This is a genomic window from Kordiimonas sediminis, from assembly GCF_014656395.1.
Lineage (GTDB): Bacteria > Pseudomonadota > Alphaproteobacteria > Sphingomonadales > Kordiimonadaceae > Kordiimonas_A > Kordiimonas_A sediminis.
The window spans coordinates 43,535-59,543 of the sequence record NZ_BNCI01000002.1 but is presented as its reverse complement, the minus strand read 5'-3'; the positions used below and the strand labels follow the sequence as shown (position 1 = coordinate 59,543).

The 16,009-nt window shown below is 49.1% G+C and carries 19 protein-coding genes; 11 read left to right on the top strand and 8 right to left on the bottom strand.

All coding sequences use genetic code 11. The features are described 5' to 3' along the window. Positions 1 to 14 precede the first annotated feature (14 nt). The 3 genes from IE181_RS07875 to msrC form a co-directional block, all read right to left on the bottom strand. Positions 15 to 1,586 carry a sensor histidine kinase gene (locus IE181_RS07875; RefSeq protein WP_191251733.1) on the bottom strand — a complete coding sequence of 524 codons (1,572 nt, stop codon included), beginning with the start codon at positions 1,584 to 1,586 and terminating at the stop codon, positions 15 to 17. 106 nt (positions 1,587 to 1,692) lie between these two features. Next, on the bottom strand, positions 1,693 to 2,112 hold the full coding sequence (locus IE181_RS07870; RefSeq protein ID WP_191251730.1) for a VOC family protein: 420 nt from the start codon (positions 2,110 to 2,112) through the stop codon (positions 1,693 to 1,695). A 5-nt stretch (positions 2,113 to 2,117) separates the two neighbouring features. Beyond that, on the bottom strand, positions 2,118 to 2,588 hold the full coding sequence (gene msrC, locus IE181_RS07865; protein WP_191251728.1) for a free L-methionine (R)-S-oxide reductase MsrC: 471 nt from the start codon (positions 2,586 to 2,588) through the stop codon (positions 2,118 to 2,120). A gap of 163 nt (positions 2,589 to 2,751) precedes the next feature. Here msrC and IE181_RS07860 point away from each other — a divergent pair, with 163 nt between their 5' ends. Both IE181_RS07860 and IE181_RS07855 read left to right on the top strand, forming a co-directional pair. Then, complete coding sequence (locus IE181_RS07860) at positions 2,752 to 4,197, top strand: zinc-binding metallopeptidase family protein (protein ID WP_229819264.1); 1,446 nt, start codon at positions 2,752 to 2,754, stop codon at positions 4,195 to 4,197. 160 nt (positions 4,198 to 4,357) lie between these two features. Further along, positions 4,358 to 4,918, top strand: coding sequence for a Rid family hydrolase (locus IE181_RS07855; RefSeq protein ID WP_191251726.1), 561 nt, complete (start codon positions 4,358 to 4,360; stop codon positions 4,916 to 4,918). A gap of 58 nt (positions 4,919 to 4,976) precedes the next feature. Here the strand turns inward: IE181_RS07855 and kbl are convergent, their stop codons facing one another. Genes kbl through IE181_RS07840 form a run of 3 tightly spaced genes read right to left on the bottom strand, consistent with a single transcriptional unit; the run spans position 4,977 to position 7,399 of the window. Then, the gene (gene kbl, locus IE181_RS07850) at positions 4,977 to 6,164 is read right to left on the bottom strand and encodes a glycine C-acetyltransferase (RefSeq protein ID WP_191251724.1); all 1,188 of its coding nucleotides are present in this window, start codon (positions 6,162 to 6,164) and stop codon (positions 4,977 to 4,979) included. Position 6,165: 1 nt separating this feature from the next. Next, positions 6,166 to 7,194 carry an L-threonine 3-dehydrogenase gene (tdh, locus tag IE181_RS07845; protein WP_191251722.1) on the bottom strand — a complete coding sequence of 343 codons (1,029 nt, stop codon included), beginning with the start codon at positions 7,192 to 7,194 and terminating at the stop codon, positions 6,166 to 6,168. Positions 7,195 to 7,210: 16 nt separating this feature from the next. Continuing rightward, the gene (locus IE181_RS07840; protein WP_191251720.1) at positions 7,211 to 7,399 is read right to left on the bottom strand and encodes a hypothetical protein; all 189 of its coding nucleotides are present in this window, start codon (positions 7,397 to 7,399) and stop codon (positions 7,211 to 7,213) included. A 270-nt stretch (positions 7,400 to 7,669) separates the two neighbouring features. On the opposite strand from IE181_RS07840, the gene IE181_RS07835 reads away from it, so the two are divergent. After that, entirely contained in the window at positions 7,670 to 8,029 is a 360-nt protein-coding gene (locus IE181_RS07835; protein WP_229819261.1) for a helix-turn-helix domain-containing protein, read from the top strand. A 62-nt stretch (positions 8,030 to 8,091) separates the two neighbouring features. On the opposite strand, the gene IE181_RS07830 is transcribed toward IE181_RS07835, so the two are convergent. After that, on the bottom strand, positions 8,092 to 8,892 hold the full coding sequence (locus IE181_RS07830; protein ID WP_191251716.1) for a thioredoxin family protein: 801 nt from the start codon (positions 8,890 to 8,892) through the stop codon (positions 8,092 to 8,094). Between the two features lie 194 nt (positions 8,893 to 9,086). On the opposite strand from IE181_RS07830, the gene IE181_RS07825 reads away from it, so the two are divergent. Continuing rightward, positions 9,087 to 9,614, top strand: a complete 528-nt coding sequence (locus IE181_RS07825; RefSeq protein ID WP_191251714.1) for a hypothetical protein — start codon at positions 9,087 to 9,089, stop codon at positions 9,612 to 9,614. Between the two features lie 133 nt (positions 9,615 to 9,747). After that, a complete protein-coding gene (locus IE181_RS07820; RefSeq protein ID WP_191251712.1) occupies positions 9,748 to 10,734 on the top strand; it encodes an MBL fold metallo-hydrolase in 987 nt (328 codons plus the stop codon). Positions 10,735 to 10,787: 53 nt separating this feature from the next. Here the strand turns inward: IE181_RS07820 and IE181_RS07815 are convergent, their stop codons facing one another. Then, a complete protein-coding gene (locus tag IE181_RS07815; RefSeq protein WP_191251710.1) occupies positions 10,788 to 11,552 on the bottom strand; it encodes a hypothetical protein in 765 nt (254 codons plus the stop codon). 154 nt (positions 11,553 to 11,706) lie between these two features. Here IE181_RS07815 and IE181_RS07810 point away from each other — a divergent pair, with 154 nt between their 5' ends. From IE181_RS07810 to IE181_RS07785, 6 genes are all read left to right on the top strand, one after another. Further along, a complete protein-coding gene (locus IE181_RS07810) occupies positions 11,707 to 12,237 on the top strand; it encodes a hypothetical protein (protein WP_191251708.1) in 531 nt (176 codons plus the stop codon). A gap of 103 nt (positions 12,238 to 12,340) precedes the next feature. After that, positions 12,341 to 12,637 carry a hypothetical protein gene (locus IE181_RS07805; protein ID WP_191251706.1) on the top strand — a complete coding sequence of 99 codons (297 nt, stop codon included), beginning with the start codon at positions 12,341 to 12,343 and terminating at the stop codon, positions 12,635 to 12,637. Positions 12,638 to 12,651: 14 nt separating this feature from the next. Then, a complete protein-coding gene (locus IE181_RS07800; RefSeq protein WP_191251704.1) occupies positions 12,652 to 13,173 on the top strand; it encodes a hypothetical protein in 522 nt (173 codons plus the stop codon). Further along, positions 13,174 to 14,025 carry a hypothetical protein gene (locus IE181_RS07795; protein ID WP_191251701.1) on the top strand — a complete coding sequence of 284 codons (852 nt, stop codon included), beginning with the start codon at positions 13,174 to 13,176 and terminating at the stop codon, positions 14,023 to 14,025. Then, complete coding sequence (locus tag IE181_RS07790; protein ID WP_191251699.1) at positions 14,022 to 14,492, top strand: hypothetical protein; 471 nt, start codon at positions 14,022 to 14,024, stop codon at positions 14,490 to 14,492. The genes IE181_RS07795 and IE181_RS07790 overlap by 4 nt, the downstream gene beginning before the upstream one ends. Next, entirely contained in the window at positions 14,482 to 15,930 is a 1,449-nt protein-coding gene (locus tag IE181_RS07785; RefSeq protein ID WP_191251697.1) for a tetratricopeptide repeat-containing sulfotransferase family protein, read from the top strand. The genes IE181_RS07790 and IE181_RS07785 overlap by 11 nt, the downstream gene beginning before the upstream one ends. The last annotated feature ends 79 nt before the right edge of the window (positions 15,931 to 16,009 follow it).

The following is a 16,009-nucleotide window of genomic DNA, read 5'->3' as shown; positions in this document are numbered from 1 at the left end:
AGAATACCCTGATGCTACGCCGCGTTTGCCACTATTCGTGCTGGCGGGAATACAACGAAGAAAGTTGTTCCAACCTCTGGCGTGCTTTCAAGCCTGATGCTTCCGCCATGCTCCTCAATGAAGGATTTCACCAGCGCAAGACCAAGACCGGTCCCTTCGTGAGAACGACTAAGCGCGGAGGCTGAGCGCATGAAGGGCGAGAAGACAAGCTCCTGCTCATCTTCCGGGATTCCAATACCGTGGTCCTGCACTTCAATCTGCAGACTGCCATCCTCCAGCATACCAGCCCGCAAAATTACGCCTTCCGAACCACTAGGTGTAAATTTCACCGCATTCGACAATAAATTCAAAATGGACTGTTTGATACGCAGACGATCACCATTGACATGAGGCAGCTCATCAGCAATTTGCATTGTTATGCCAAAACCTTTGGTACTGGCTTGTGCCGACACGAGAGAGACGCTTTCAGAGCACAGGTTCTTAATATCCACGGGCTCTTCTTCCAGCTTCATCTGACCGGCCTCAATTTTCGCCAAGTCTAACACTTCACCGAGAACATCGGATAGATGTTCCGAAGAAGACCGAATATCCTGCAAGTATTCCTGATACTTCCGCTGCCCGACCGGCCCAAACATTTCGTCTGCCATGATACTGGAAAATCCAATAATAGCATTAAGAGGTGTCCGAAGTTCATGCGATACGTTGGCAAGGAAAACACTTTTCGCGCGGTTAGCGGCTTCTGCTTCTTCCTTGGTGGCGATTAATTGACGGGCTGTCTCTTTTGTACGCTCAACTTCTTTTTCCAACTCCCACGACCGACGGCGGAGTGCCTCCTCAGAGGAAGACAGAGCGCGGTTGGTGGACCGAAGGTTATCCAGCAGCACCTGCACTGCATCAAAAGCCATATTAATTTGTGACACCAAAAGACCAAGTTCGTCATTTTTATGGGACGCAGGCTTTTCGATCCGCTGCTCGCCAGGTTGTTCAGGGCTGATTCGGGCGACCTTCTCAACAATATCGGTCAGCGGTTTTGTCACGATCCGGTAGAATGCAAAATAAAGTAGCATAACCAGAACAAAGTTCCTGACAAACCCGGACAAAAATGTTGTCACAGCACGGGAGAAAAATGGCTGCATCCCAACAGCCCGGTCAACGACTACATGCAGGCTACCTGGATCTTCCGCCATGGTTTCCGGCAGCGTAAGGCCAAAACTGTAAGGTACCAGATCATCAATGAACATACGAACCCAACCGAACCGGACAGGGTTTGCTTCTGTTTCCCGCTTCCGACCAGCCAAGACCGTTCCGTGATCATCCAGGATAGAGGCCTCACTAATATAATCATATTCCATCAGGCCGGACACAACTTCCTGCGCCAGCTCAGTATCCAGAATAAGAACAGCTCGTGTCGCGGCTTTATCAGCCACAGACAGGCTTTTGATGACTTTCTGTTCAAGCAAATCACCTTCATCCAGATAATCCAGATAAACCTGAACAGCGGACAAAACCAAACCTAAAGCGAATGCAATAATCACTGCGGTGGTTGCAAGCCTGAATGAAAGTCTATTCGACCAGTGTAGTGTCACCCCGTTACCCTCTTAACCCTCGGCCCTAAAAATCGCGCCTAATTTAACCGTCTCTAGTTTTAAGACTAAGTTAACGCAGGCACATTTTCCAAACAAAAGTATTTTTTTACCATTCTCCAGTGTTTGGCATCGAAGCCCAAGGTTCTGCTGGCGGCAATCTTTCGCCCTTTTGCAGAAGCTCGATAGAAATTCCGTCCGGGCTACGGACAAATGCCATATAACCGTCCCGAGGAGGTCGATTAATAGTAACCCCAGCATCCATCAATTTCTGGCAGTGGGCATAAATATCATCAACTGCATACGCTAGATGTCCAAAGTTTCTGCCCCCTTCATACTCCTGCGGATCCCAGTTGTATGTCAGCTCAACCTGTGCATCTTCATCCCCCGGCGCTGCCAGGAATACAAGCGTAAAGCGCCCTTCCGGCACGTCTTTGCGTCCTACTTCAATCAAACCAAATTTATTGCAATAAAAATCAAGCGATTCTTCTAGGTCCTTTACACGTACCATGGTGTGCAAATATTTCATCGTCCCTATCCTTTGCTAAATACTTTATTTAAAATGTCTTCCAGATGCGTTTTATCTGTTTCATCAAACGCTGCCACCTGGGTTGAATCCACATCGAACACGGCAATCAGTTTCTGATCTGCGCCATAGACCGGCACCACAATTTCTGAATTACTGCGGCTGTCACACGCGATATGATTTTCAATAGCATGTACATCTTTGACAATCTGTGTTTCACCAGTTGCAGCCGCCATACCGCATACGCCGCGCCCAAAAGGAATGCGCAGACACCCCAGCGTCCCTTGGTACGGGCCCACAATAAGCTCTTTTGATTTATCCGGATCAACACAATAGAAGCCGGTCCAAAAAAACCGATCAGGAAATGCCTGTGATAAAAGACAGGAAACTGTCGCCATACGCGCAGTAACATTTGGTTCGCCATCAAGAACGGCTAGAATTGCCTCCGCCGTAGATTGATAGATGTCCGATTTATTCATGTAGGGTCCTTTTACTCTGGTCCTTGCAAAAAGTATGAACCATATAGCCTATCTATAGACAATGCGCCATACTCCTCACAGAGTTTTCAGAACTGGACAAAGCCTACAATTCCCCTGATAAATATGCATTCTCAAAAACAGACATAGACAAAATGAGGGATCAATGACTTTTGCCAGAACCATACTTTCTGCCTTTATGCTTTCAACGGCCATCACGGCTGCACCAGCGCCCATGGCATCCGCCAATGAACTTTGCCAGCAGGCAACTTGTGAAAACGGATGGAAAAATGCAGACCCCAATCATGTGGCAGCTGCAATGCAGTTTGGCGAAGACTATAAGTCGTTTCTGGCAGAAGCTCGCACAGAACTTCTAACCGTGGCTGCCGCGATTAAAACTCTGAAGGCTAACGGCTTCAAGGAATGGTCAGAAGGCACACAAGTAAATAAGGGCGATAAATATTATCACAGTAACAGGGACAGAGCCCTTGCTATCATCCTTGGCGGCAAAGCCTCTATCAAAGACGGTGTACGCATAGTTGCCAGCCATATTGACAGCCCGCGTCTGGAACTAAAAGGGCGCCCCCTCTATGAAAAACAAGGCTTCGCCCTGTTCCAAACCAACTATCATGGCGGCATCCGCACATACCAGTGGACTAATATTCCCCTCGCGCTGGTTGGGCGCGTTGACCGCAAAGATGGATCAACTACGGAAATCAACGTAGGCCTGAACCCGGATGATCCAATTTTCATTATCCCCGAACTATCTCCCCACACATCCCGGGACCGCACCAGCCGCAAAGCAAGCGACCTGATCGCCCATGAAGAGCTGGACCCAATCGTTGCAAGCGGCCCACACGGCGAAGAAAGTGTCGGTAAATGGGTTCTGTCGTACCTGAAGGATACATACGGCATTGAACCTGCTGATCTGGTATCTGCAGAACTGTCGTTAGTTCCCGCCATGCGCCCACGGGATGTTGGATTTGACCGCCGCCTGATGGCAATTTACGGGCAGGATGACCGACTGGCAGGCTTTTCCAGCCTGATTGCAGCAACAGAGGCCAATAACCTGCCACAGACCGCGATCATCTATCTTGCCGACAATGAAGAAAGCGGCAACAACAATGTGACCGGCGCCTCCAGCATGTATCTGCCAAACCTGATTGGCAATCTTCTATACGCAGAGATTGGTGACGCATACCGTCAACCTATCCTAAGCGGAACATTTGCGCAGTCAAAAGCCCTGTCAATCGACGTCAACCCGGGCGTTAACCCCATGAACCCGTCTGCATGGGAACTGGGGAACGCCCCCCATTTGGGCGGCGGTGTGAACATCAAACTTTACGGGCGCGGCTTTGATGCCAATAGCGAACTGATTGCCTGGACACGGGCAGCACTGGACGCCAATGACGTGCCCTGGCAAACCAGCACATACAAAGTCGGCAAAGCAGGTGGTGGCACGTTGGGGCGCGAACTTGCCCGACAGAACATCGATACCATTGATTTTGGTGCACCGGTTTTATCTATCCACACCCCCTATGCTGTCAGTGACAAGCTGGACCTGCTTGCCATGAAAGACGGCATTAAAGCTTTTGTAGAGTTTAGTCGGTAGGCATCAGGCCATCCAGACTAAACGAATGTCAGAAAGGGAGACAGCACTGCTGTCTCCCTTTCTCTTTTGGTCGCTATCCTCCCACAATTCACCGAATTATTGGTGACCCGGCAGCCGTCATCCTGTCTCTTTTGGCATCCGAAACTATAAGGGGGATATCATGTATAAACTTTACAAAGCATTGGGCCTTGCCGGGCTCATGATGACGCAGGCAGTGTCGGCACAAGATGCCAGCAGCCCTGACTACAGTACACCCAATATTTCCGGGCATAATAAAACTGCCATCATTGCCGACAAGCGCCTGAAAGCAGGATGGTATGATAGTGAGTTCCAATTCTCGCCCGCTGTTCGCGCGGGTGACACCCTGTATTTTTCCGGGGTTGTAGCCACGGCAAACGGTTCAGATGCCCCGCTAGACCGTGACGGATACAAAGAACGTATCAAACGCGCCATGAATATCATTGGTAAAATTCTTGAAGCCGGTGGTGCAGACTGGAATAGCGTGGTGAAAATCCGCACCTTCCATGTGTTTGACAGCCCGTATCTGAACTTATCTAAACCGGAACAGATCAAAGTCATCGCAGAAGTAAAAGATGACCTGATGGACGAACCGCATTCGGCATGGACAGCCATCGGCATCAGTTCGCTGTTTGATGATACAGGTCTTGTGGAAATTGAGGTAATTGCCTATGCCCCGGACAAGGAAAAATCCGGGACGTAATCCTTGAAAAGACGCAGTGTCCAGCAGGCACAGCGCAACAGCAGAATAGATGGGGAGATTATATCCCCATCGCTTTTTTCACTGCACCGAAAGCATCAATCGCTTTATCCAGATCTTCCCGCGTCAAAGCCGCTGACATCTGGGTCCGTATCCGGGCCTTGCCATTCGGCACAACCGGATAACTGAATGCAATCACATAGACACCCAGCTTCAGCATTTCATCGGCAAAACGGGCTGCAAGTGCCGCATCATACAGCATAATAGGCACGATCGCATGCTCACCCGGCAGTAAATCAAATCCGTGACTTTCAAGCCCGGCACGGAAATACTTGGTATTCTCCCGCAACTGATCACGCAGAACGTTATCGCGTGTGACAAGCTCCATCGCCTTTAGGGCACCGGCAACCACTGGCGGCGCCACCGTGTTGGAGAACAGATACGGGCGACTGCGCTGACGCAGCAGCTCGATAATCTCTTTCTTGCCAGAAGTATAACCACCTGATGCACCGCCCAGTGCCTTACCCAGCGTTCCTGTCGTCAGGTCGATACGGTCCATACAGTTACGGTATTCATGTGTGCCCCGTCCGCGTTCACCGACGAAGCCCGTTGCATGCGCATCATCAAAATGCACTAGCGCGCCGTATTTATCTGCAAGGTCGCAAACTTTATCGAGTTGCGCGATATACCCATCCATGGAAAATACGCCGTCAGTGGTTACAAGAATAAAGCGTGCGCCTGCTTCTTTTGCGGCCTTCAGCTGAACTTCCAAATCTGCCATATCATTATTTTTATAGCGGTAACGCTTCGCCTTGCACAGACGTACTCCGTCAATAATGGATGCATGGTTTAGTTCATCTGAAATAACCGCATCTTCAGGACCCAGTAACGTTTCAAACAGACCGCCATTCGCATCAAAACAACTGGGGTACAGAATTGTATCCTCGGTACCCAGAAATTCGGTCAGGACATCTTCAAGCTGTTTATGGAGTGTCTGTGTGCCGCAAATAAAGCGCACAGACGCCATACCGTAGCCCCAGTCTTTCAGCCCCTGCATAGCAGCCGCATTAACTTCTGGATGCTGTGCAAGGCCGAGATAATTATTCGCACACAGGTTCAGAACTGTTTCACCGGTTGAGACGCCGACACTCGCGCCTTGCGGCGTTGTGATTTTGCGCTCGTTCTTATAAAGGCCGGCATCACGGATACCCTGAAGCTCGCCTTCCAGAAATTCTTTCATCGTATACATATTAAACGTCCCAGTTCAGAATAACTTTGCTGGCTTCACCCGCATTCATTGCATCGAAACCTTGTTGAAAATCGGTGAAAGGCAAACGGTGCGTAATGACCGACGATATATCAAGCCCATTATCGATCATGACAGACATTTTGTACCATGTTTCATACATCTCACGGCCGTATATGCCCTTAAGGGTCAACATATTGAAAATGACCAGATTCCAGTCGATTTTTGTGTCCTCTGAAGGAATTCCGAGGATAGACACTTTGCCGCCATGACACATATTCGCCAGAAGACTATTGAAGGCAGAAGCATTCCCGGACATTTCAAGGCCCACATCAAAACCTTCGCTCATCCCCAGTTCAGCCACAACATCTTCGATTTTTTCCCGCGTAACATTCACCCCGCGCGTCGCCCCAAGCTTCACCGCCAAATCAAGACGGCTGTCGATCACATCTGTAATCACAACATGCCGCGCCCCGGCATGCCGACATACGGCCGCGGCCATTGCGCCAATTGGCCCTGCACCGGTGATCAAAACATCCTCGCCCAGCAGATCCCACTGCAGTGCGGTATGCGTCGCATTGCCAAGAGGGTCAAACAAGCTGGCAACATCCAGATCAATACCTTTACGGTGAACCCAAACATTGGACATCGGCAGGGAAACATATTCAGCAAACGCGCCAGGGCGGTTTACACCCACCCCAGACGTGTGCGCACACAGATGTCGACGCCCCGCCATACAGTTTCTGCACCGGCCGCAAACAACATGTCCTTCGCCCGACACGATCTGGCCCGGTTTGAAGTCATTGACGTTTGACCCGACATCAACAATCTCGCCGACGAACTCATGGCCAACAACCATGGGGACAGGGATGGTCTTTTGTGCCCAGTCGTCCCAGTTATAGATATGCATGTCAGTGCCGCATATTGCTGTTCGCTTGACTTTGATCAGAACATCATTGATGCCAACGTCAGGCTCTGCAACATCCTGCATTTCGAGCCCAACAGCGGCTTCTGCTTTCACCAGCGCTTTCATTCTATTGTCCCTATTCTTAGTTCGAAGTTCGCGGTAATTTTTCGCTTGTTTTACCGACTATTTGCGCTTTTGGCCAATCAATAAATACTGTCAGAAAATACTTTACCAGTGGTTTGACACCAAGTGTCACCAATTTAAAACACAGGTAAACTGAAGCTTCATCAAGTCGGACAACGCCAACCTGCACAGAGACAACGCTGCGCACTCCACGCCCCCCAAAACACAAAAGCAAGATGGCTATGAAATTGATTCTCGGACATATCACAAACCGGAATAGTCCCCGGAGCCGGGTTACCATTTTCAACCAAAAAGAAACATGATTTTTCACGCAAATTCAACTTTTAACTTTTATAAGAGGCACTGTGGTTGAAAATGCATATTGTACCACTCAAAATCACCGGATTTCCTAGACAAATCCCCTTTCCTTTGCCTAGACATACCACGCCGGGGGGCAACAGTAACTTTAGGAATGATTATGCCAGATCCGATAGACATCGCCGTCGGCTCCAAATTAGCCGAAATACGTAAGAAACGGGGTTTAACCCAAACCGATTTGTCCAAGGAAGTTGGCCTTACTTTTCAACAAATTCAAAAATACGAAAAGGGTCACAACAGGATTTCTGCGGGCAAACTTTTGCGTTTTGCTAAATCACTGAACGTACGCGTGGAATCCTTTTTCCCCAACAATGGCAACCTTGAGCAATCTGCCGAGGAAGTTTCCAGAGAAAAACGCGAACTCGCGCATGCATTTCAAAGCATGGACAGACAAAGCCAGAGCACTTTCTTAAACATTGTGCACTCATTGGCGCATCTTGAAGACAGCACCTCAGTCTAGCTTTTAACAATAAAAAAGCCGAGGCGTGGGTATCTGCCTCGGCTCTTGCGTATTTTGCTATACTATTCCCAGCTAAAAGCTGGGTATTCGGGAAACGTAACGCTTAAATCTGCATCTCCTGCGCGGTACCGCTGCCAGACACCTTGCCGTAGAGCCGTAACATCGTCTGTCAGGCCATACCGAAGCTCTCTCAGTTCACCCCAGTAATTTTCAAAATTCTCAGGTGTTTTGCCGTCTTTGTATGCCTTTAACATTGGCCCAACGACACTGAAGGCAGCCTCAATACGGCGCGCGTGCTTTTCTTCAAACGCATCAATACTGGCCAGCGCATCCTGAAGCGCGGGATTATCGGGCACAGTCTCTGCTACAGGCTTGCTGGTTGCCATTGCTTCGATTGATGCACGCACATCTTCCATTTTCATGGAATAGCTATCGCGCCACAAATAGACATTGTCCTTATTCAGAAGCGTTTCAGTTGCTGGGTCCACAACAAGCAAAGTTGGCGTGCCGTAGTAAACGGGCAACCCAAACCGGTTGGCGACATCCACGCCTTTTTCCAGATACCCAACATCCAGGAATTTAACCGCGTAATGTTTTGCCAGAAGTGAAGCCACAGCAGGGTCAGTAAAATGCTTGGCCAAACCACGGCTATCATGACACCAGTTGGCCCCAAGGATAAGCGCCGCAAGCTTGCCTTCCTTTTTGGCAATAGCGAGAGTTGCGTCCACATCTGCCATAATAGAAGCAGACGGTGCAAAGGCCGTATCTGGATCAAAAGCGGCAGAGTCAAAGCGTATATCGTCCGCTGCAGATAAAGCGGGGGACAGTAACGCTGGTGCACTTACTGCAGTAAGGACTGACAAACAAATTCCTAGAAATCTTCTCGGCATACATTGGCTCCTGAAACTACATAATTGCTGCGACCCTACCCACGAAACTGCGAAATCACAAGCCTGTTCCGAAACCACCTCATCACGGAAAGTTCACTTGAAAGAATAAGTCCTTTGCCCATAGTTATCCTCTGCATCGTTTGGGGGTAGTATAAGGAACTACCAAAATGCAAAAATATTTCATTCTTTTCTTTTGTCTGTTTGTTCCCTTTTCTGTGTCGGCCCATGCGGACACTACCGACACTAAAGAAGTTGTCATAACGGATGAAAGCTTCCGGTGCCTGTCTGACATGGAAAAGGTGCGTCATTTTTATGTGGATAATCTTCTTGGTGATCTGGATGCTACGCTGGAGGTAGCAAATTCAAAAAAAGGTGGCGTTTACCCGCCAGGGTCAGTTGTCCAGCTCGTGCCGCAGGAAGTCATGGTGAAACGCGAGGAAGGCTGGAACCCCAAAACAAAAGACTGGGAGTTTTTCGAACTGAATGTATCTGCCGAGGGAAGTAGCATCAAAGTACGCGGCGCGGACGAGGTCTTTAACCGGTTCGGCGGCAATTGTCTGGAATGTCACCAGCGAGCACGGCCACAGTGGGATATGATTTGCGAACAAGGGCACGGATGTCTACCGATCCCTTTGACACGCCAAAAAATAAGGCTAATACAAGATTCTGATCCACGCTGTCTGTCTGAGGACTGATATTTTTCAGGTATCAACATAGAGGCCTGCAGTGTTCCTGTAGGTCTCGCCTCACCCTTTTCTATAAACCAAGTGTAAATAGACGTGTCCCGGCAGAAGGGGTATGCAGAAACTGGGAAATGGGGAGGACGCAATGACTTTATCCACTATCATCATCATGCCGATATGGCGGGTACTGGCCCGGCTTGTTGTACCGGCATTTCTGTTTTCAACAGCGACGTATGCAGAAAATACTGAACCGCCCACTGTTCACCGATTTGTGGCAAGCCAGGAAGCATGGGACACAAACGCTTACTGGATCGAATCTGCCACTGGTATCATTTTGATAGACAGTCAGATGTTAAACTCTGACGCCTCAAAGCTTGCCAGCCTGATCAAAGCGACGGGCAAGCCGGTAGAAGCCGCCTTTATCACCCATCCGCATTTCGATCATTTTGCGGGGCTTGATACCTTGCAGCAATCACTGGGACAGTTTCCCGTATATTCAACACAGCAAGGCGTAGAAGCCGCGCCCCCATTTTACAAACAATTTATGGCCTTTGAATTTGCCAAAAACTTTGAAGGCAATCTGACAACACACCCTGTTTTCCCGACCAAAACAGTCAGTGACGGGGAAACCATGACCGTTGCTGGCGTTGAATTGACATTCCACGACTATGGTCCCGGTGAAGCAGAAGGACATTTGCTGATAGAAGTACCGCAACTGTCCGCCGTGTTCATAGGGGATGTCGCCATGGTCGGCCATCCCAACTGGATTGGGGAAGCGCGGCTGTTTGAAAGCAAAAACCAACTCCAGCGCCTGCGTGACGATTTTCAGGCCACCAAAACACTCTATAGCGGCCACGGCGACCCGGCGACCCCTGCCATCGCCTCCTATCAGTTAAACCTGATTACCGACATTGAAGATGCCGTTAGAAATGCACGTAAGGATACAGAAAACCTTGGTGAAAACGGTGGCTTGAAACGCGATGTCATTCTGGAGATAACTAAGAAGCTTTGTGCAAAATACGACTATCTGAACTATTTCAATTATCCACCAGAAACTTTTATGTCGTGGAATGTGTATGGTGCTGATGTTGCCCTTTTCCGTCAGGCAAGATCTGAGCAGACTGCAAGTTAGGCGAAGCGGACAAACATAGGTACGGGGCGATATAGTATCGCCCCTGCCTGTCCTTACTCCGCCGCTTCTTTCCGTATCCTGGACACATCCCCGTGGTACACAGACCGTCCAACATGGGTTAGTTCCGACATACAGTTAACCCATATCTCCCCGCCACACACGCGCCACTTATAGCAAAATCCAAAATCTTCACTTAGATATCGTTTTGACTGGGGGTGTATCATCGGCGCAAAGAAATTCCAGAAACGGCTTTTCATGCTTTCCCGGTCATACCCTTCCCCTTCATCCAGAAATTGATCTTCTGGAAAACGATCCATCAATTTGGTGAAAACCTGACGCTGTATCAGCATAAAACCGGTACCCGCATAAGCTACACGCATAAACCCGTCAGTTACAGCACCGTCGAATGTTTCACCGTCCAGCGTTTCGCCTTCTTCGCAGACATTTAAAACATAATCGAGTGTGCCGTACTGCAATTCATCGGCAGTGTTATAGCCCATCTTTGCCCCCTTCTCCCAATTACGCTTCTTCTTGGGATACACGCCCGCGACGACTGGCTTGTCGAGTGATAGCAGTCGCCCAAGTTCATGCGGCATAAACCCAATGTCTGCATCAATGAATAGCAAATGCGTATAGCTTTCATTGCCAAGAAATGCCGCCACGCAGCTATTACGGGCCCTGGGAATCAGGCTTTCATTCGCAATCAGCATCAAATCAAAGGCAACGTCCATCTTTGCCAGGCGCAGCATGCTTTCCAGGTATTCCGTAGTCGCCATCCCGCCATAACACGGCGTGGCAATCAGCAGTTTCATATCCATTTTCGTTTCCTCCCGTTGCAATAGATATACACCTTTATATTGATATTCATTTTTTATTTTCAATATTTGATTGTCTTTTTTCGCGCTTCAGCGTATAGAATCGCACCCTCTATAGTTTTGAGTCTAAATTCTTAAACAACTATGGAGTTGCACGATGTCTGACGATATCTTGAAATATCTGACGAAGGGTCAAGTCAAAACAGATCTGGAAGCTGTCCTGGGGGAGTATGATAGTTTCACAGGAATTGATTCCTTTTTTAACCATTCCACCAATCCCAAAACATTCTATGAATGGTCCATTCAGGGCATGATTTATGACCTACTGGCACGGCGTGTAGTACAGGGCAAGTACGATAAATACATGTTGTTTCTGGAACAGCCCTATAGCCCCAACAACGTGGAGACACGTAGCGACATTATGTGGGTTGAAGTTGCAACGGACTATATTGGTGCGATGGAATTAAAGACAGACTATTCCTACACTTCGGTTCTTAATGATCTGCGGAAACTGGAAAACCAGATAGCAATCCAGTCTGTCAAATACGGCGTTATGGTCTTTATGGTTGATGATGCTGCCACCATTCAAACATGGATCAATCAGGCAGAACACGAAGACGCTAAAGTCAAAAATGCCATCAAAGCCAAAACCCTGTTCCCAATCGGGGTTGTTTATAAACGCAATTAAACGCTCTTGCTAACCCTGAAGAGCAGGCTTCCTTGCTCGCCTGCTCATCAAAACAGTTGTGTTTTGAGTGAACCAACTTTCACATAAAGAGAGGAGAAAACCTATGAGTGCAGGAGGAAATATCGTTGAACTGTCGGCATATATTATTGCCTTTGCAGGGGCAGCGGGGACAGCACAAAAGCTGATGTCCACCGCGACACAACCCATGCAAATCAAGCAATATATGTTCGATATCAACATCTCTGCCGACTATACCGTCAACAGCAGCACGGACGTGTCGCTGACGATTTTCGGTATCGGCATCAAGGAACAGCTGACACTGGGGTACGAAAGCAAAATGGGCATTGAAGTGAAATGTACCATTGTACCGCTGGTAGTTATCGCAGCTGAGAACACCTGATAACGGAGAAGAACGTGCCTGATCACAAAAAACATGACCAGGACGATGAAGACTGGGGGTCACTTGCTGATCTTCTGCACACCCTGCAGAAAGAACTGGAAGCAGGAAACACTAAAATGCAGGCGAAAGCCAGTGGCCCCCACCTTCGGATTTCCCATTGTCATATCACCCTGCCCCTACTTCTTAGACGCAATGATAAAACGGGCGAAATTGATGCTGCCCTGCCCAAAACACCGTCAGAAAGCCTTCTGAACAAGTTGGCAGAGCATTCCCGACGACCGGAAGGAGCTCCAAAAACTGCTCCCCCCAAAGGCAGGGCATCCACTGGGAAAAGCACTAAGCGGCAAACTGCAAAAGCAAAAGCCGCCGCGGAGCTGGCCAGGAAAGAGGCCGTAGCCGTCTCTGCGGATCAGGAAATTGCTGACGATTTGCTGCAGGTGGAACAAGCCTTTGAACTAGAGAAAATGTTGAATGATCGCCTAACCGTCCTTGAGCTGAATTTCAAAGGCCATATGGCTGATCACAAGGATAGCTAAATGCACCGCACGGTTCCCATAGGCGGGCATATTCTGTCAGAAACAGCTGGCATGTTCGGCCCCATCACCATACAGGACCTTGCAGGAAAACGGTGGTTTTATAATGCGGGGCGACTGCAATCAGCTGTGTTCTTGTCACCCACAACATCCCAAATGGACAGCACCCGCCCCCCTATAAAAGGCCCTGGCCCTATCGGGGCCTGCACCTATACTGCGGGTTGGCTAATCGCCGCCCTGTCCCACCCGAAAGGACGCGGTTTAATGCTGGGTCTTGGTGGTGCTGAGGGAGCTATCTCCCTTCTGTCTAACTTTCCGGAACTGACACTGGATGTGATTGAAATTGATAATGATCTGATTGAGGTCGTTGGACGCCATTACCCCCTATATCGGCACTATGAAAATCTGGGGCGATTATCTGTCTTTTGTGCATGTGCGGACACATGGCTACAACAAACATCAAATCAGTATGACTTCGTCATTTTTGACATTGATGACGGCCGGGCAGAAATCAATCCACTCCTTACAAATCCCCGTTTTCTGAAAAATTTATTTCACTCAGCGAATGAGCACTGGTTCAACCTGATCACGCGCCTTGATCATTCTAACTATTCAGTGGCACTTAAAACACTTGCTGCGGCACACTGGCCCCACCTTTTTCAGTATAATTGCCAGCCCCATTCCATGAATATGCTTGTGACAAACCGTCCTCCAAGATCTGCAGACGCAAGCTTTAAGCCCTTCGCACAGATATCTGCCTGCCCAGGCAGTGAGGAGCAGGCAGCAGTGGACCACGTGCGTGCACGGTTCGCACACCTGTGCAGAACCGTTCAAGATGCAGGAGCAAAACCTTGACCATGAAAGCCGTTATTCTTGGCCGCCTTCGCATTAATCTGGAGCACCTTGTCTGGTACTCTGGAACCGGCACTCCCGGATCTGATGAAGAACATGAACAACCCGGCCTTTCCATCAAAACGATGGATTCTGAATCCCCGCTTAGTATTCGCTACAAAAGTTTTGCAAGCAGAGATGCCGATCTCGCAATGCTGGATAATATATTTTCGGCCCAGCGGTCGATCCTGATTGATGACCAAACTACCCAGCCCCCATCCGATACAATAGATGCCCCTGAAGAACGATCCAGGTCCACAAAAAACCCCGTGAAAAAATCAGCCACTGAGAAAACAGGAAAGAAAACCACCACAGGCACAAAGCCCACAAAACCAAAGCCACCCTCGGATGCGGCCAAATCAGAGCAGACTAAAACCACCAAGGCATCCATGATAGAGACATTAATGGGAAGTGATCAGCATGACGCATAAAACTGGTGTAGAAACCGTGCCCCAAAACCCCTCATCTGCATTCACTGCGGCAACCTCTGCCATGGCGGCACAAACCTATGCAGACGCAATACCACATTTGCGCGCCTGCATCCCTGCCCACAACCCACAGCACAGTATCTATTTCAAATTAGGTATTTGCCACCAAATGACCGGGGACCTTGACGGTGCTACCTATTGGTATCAACAGACTGTTGCCGCACACCCGACAAATAAGACCGCATGGTTCAACATGGGCGCTGCTATGGCAGATAACGGGGATTTAAAAGGCTCGGAAAATGCTTTTAGACAGGCTGCATATCTGGACCCTGACTATGAAGACCCCGTTGCTGCACTCGCTGCCCTGCAAGAACGCCGTAACAAGCTGGAAGACGCCTATGAAACGCTGTCCCCACTTATACAGGACGGCACAGGAAGCATAAACACTATCCTTACTTATAGTCGGATTGAACGGCGCCTGAAAATGCCGCCCTCCCAGAAGGACAGTATTGGCACTGCCCTTGAAAATACACATAGCCAGCAGGCTCGTGGGGCACTGCTCTTTGAACTGGCCGCCATATACGATGCGGAAGAAAATTATGCACAAGCGTTCACATGCTACCGGCAGGCTAATGATGCTGTCTCTCCACGAACCTACAACCCAAAAAAGACAGAGGCAGGGGTGGAATATCTGACGGCTTTATTCCCCAAAAAGGACAATCCTGCCCCTCCTGAAGACGATCAGGCAGGTATCATCCCTGTCTTTATTGTCGGTATGCCACGCAGTGGGACAACGCTGGTCCACGAAATCCTGTCCGCCCATCCCGATGTTCACGGCTGCGGGGAAACACGTTTCGTTGATGCCCTGTTTCATAGCCTGCCCCAAATGATGGGCTGTCGTGATCAGGATCACCAGTCGGCCCTTACTAAAATAACTGCAGCCCACAAGCGCCACTGGCTGCAGGAGTATCAGGAATACGGTAACGTGCCTGCCACCTGTTCATATTTTCTGGATAAAATGCCAGCGAACCTTTTTCACTTGGGACTGATTGCATCTTTATGGCCACAAGCGCGGGTGATCACCTGCCTTCGAGATGATCAGGATACGCTGTTATCTAACTTCTTCCAGCATTACAGCACAGGCCATGATTATAGTTATGACCTGAAGCATATTCAGCAATATCAGCAGCTGCAACACCGCTTGTGGCATCACTGGAAAACCACTTTAACACTTAGGATGACAGAATGTCGGTATGAAGATTTGGTCAATAAGCCCGATGGGGTCATACCAGAACTTCAAAAAGCGATTGGGCTTTCTGAACATGAGAATTGCCGCCGCCATTTTGACTTTGACCCACACTGTTACACGGCAAGTTATGCTACTGCGAACAATGTCATTACACCTACACGCAGATACGCACCCTATGCAGATTTCATCTAGGCGCCCAGCGCAGGAATAGGTGTAAAGTGTGATATTGCCATAAATGCAGTCGCCCGGCGTCGCCACACGTGCTACAGAA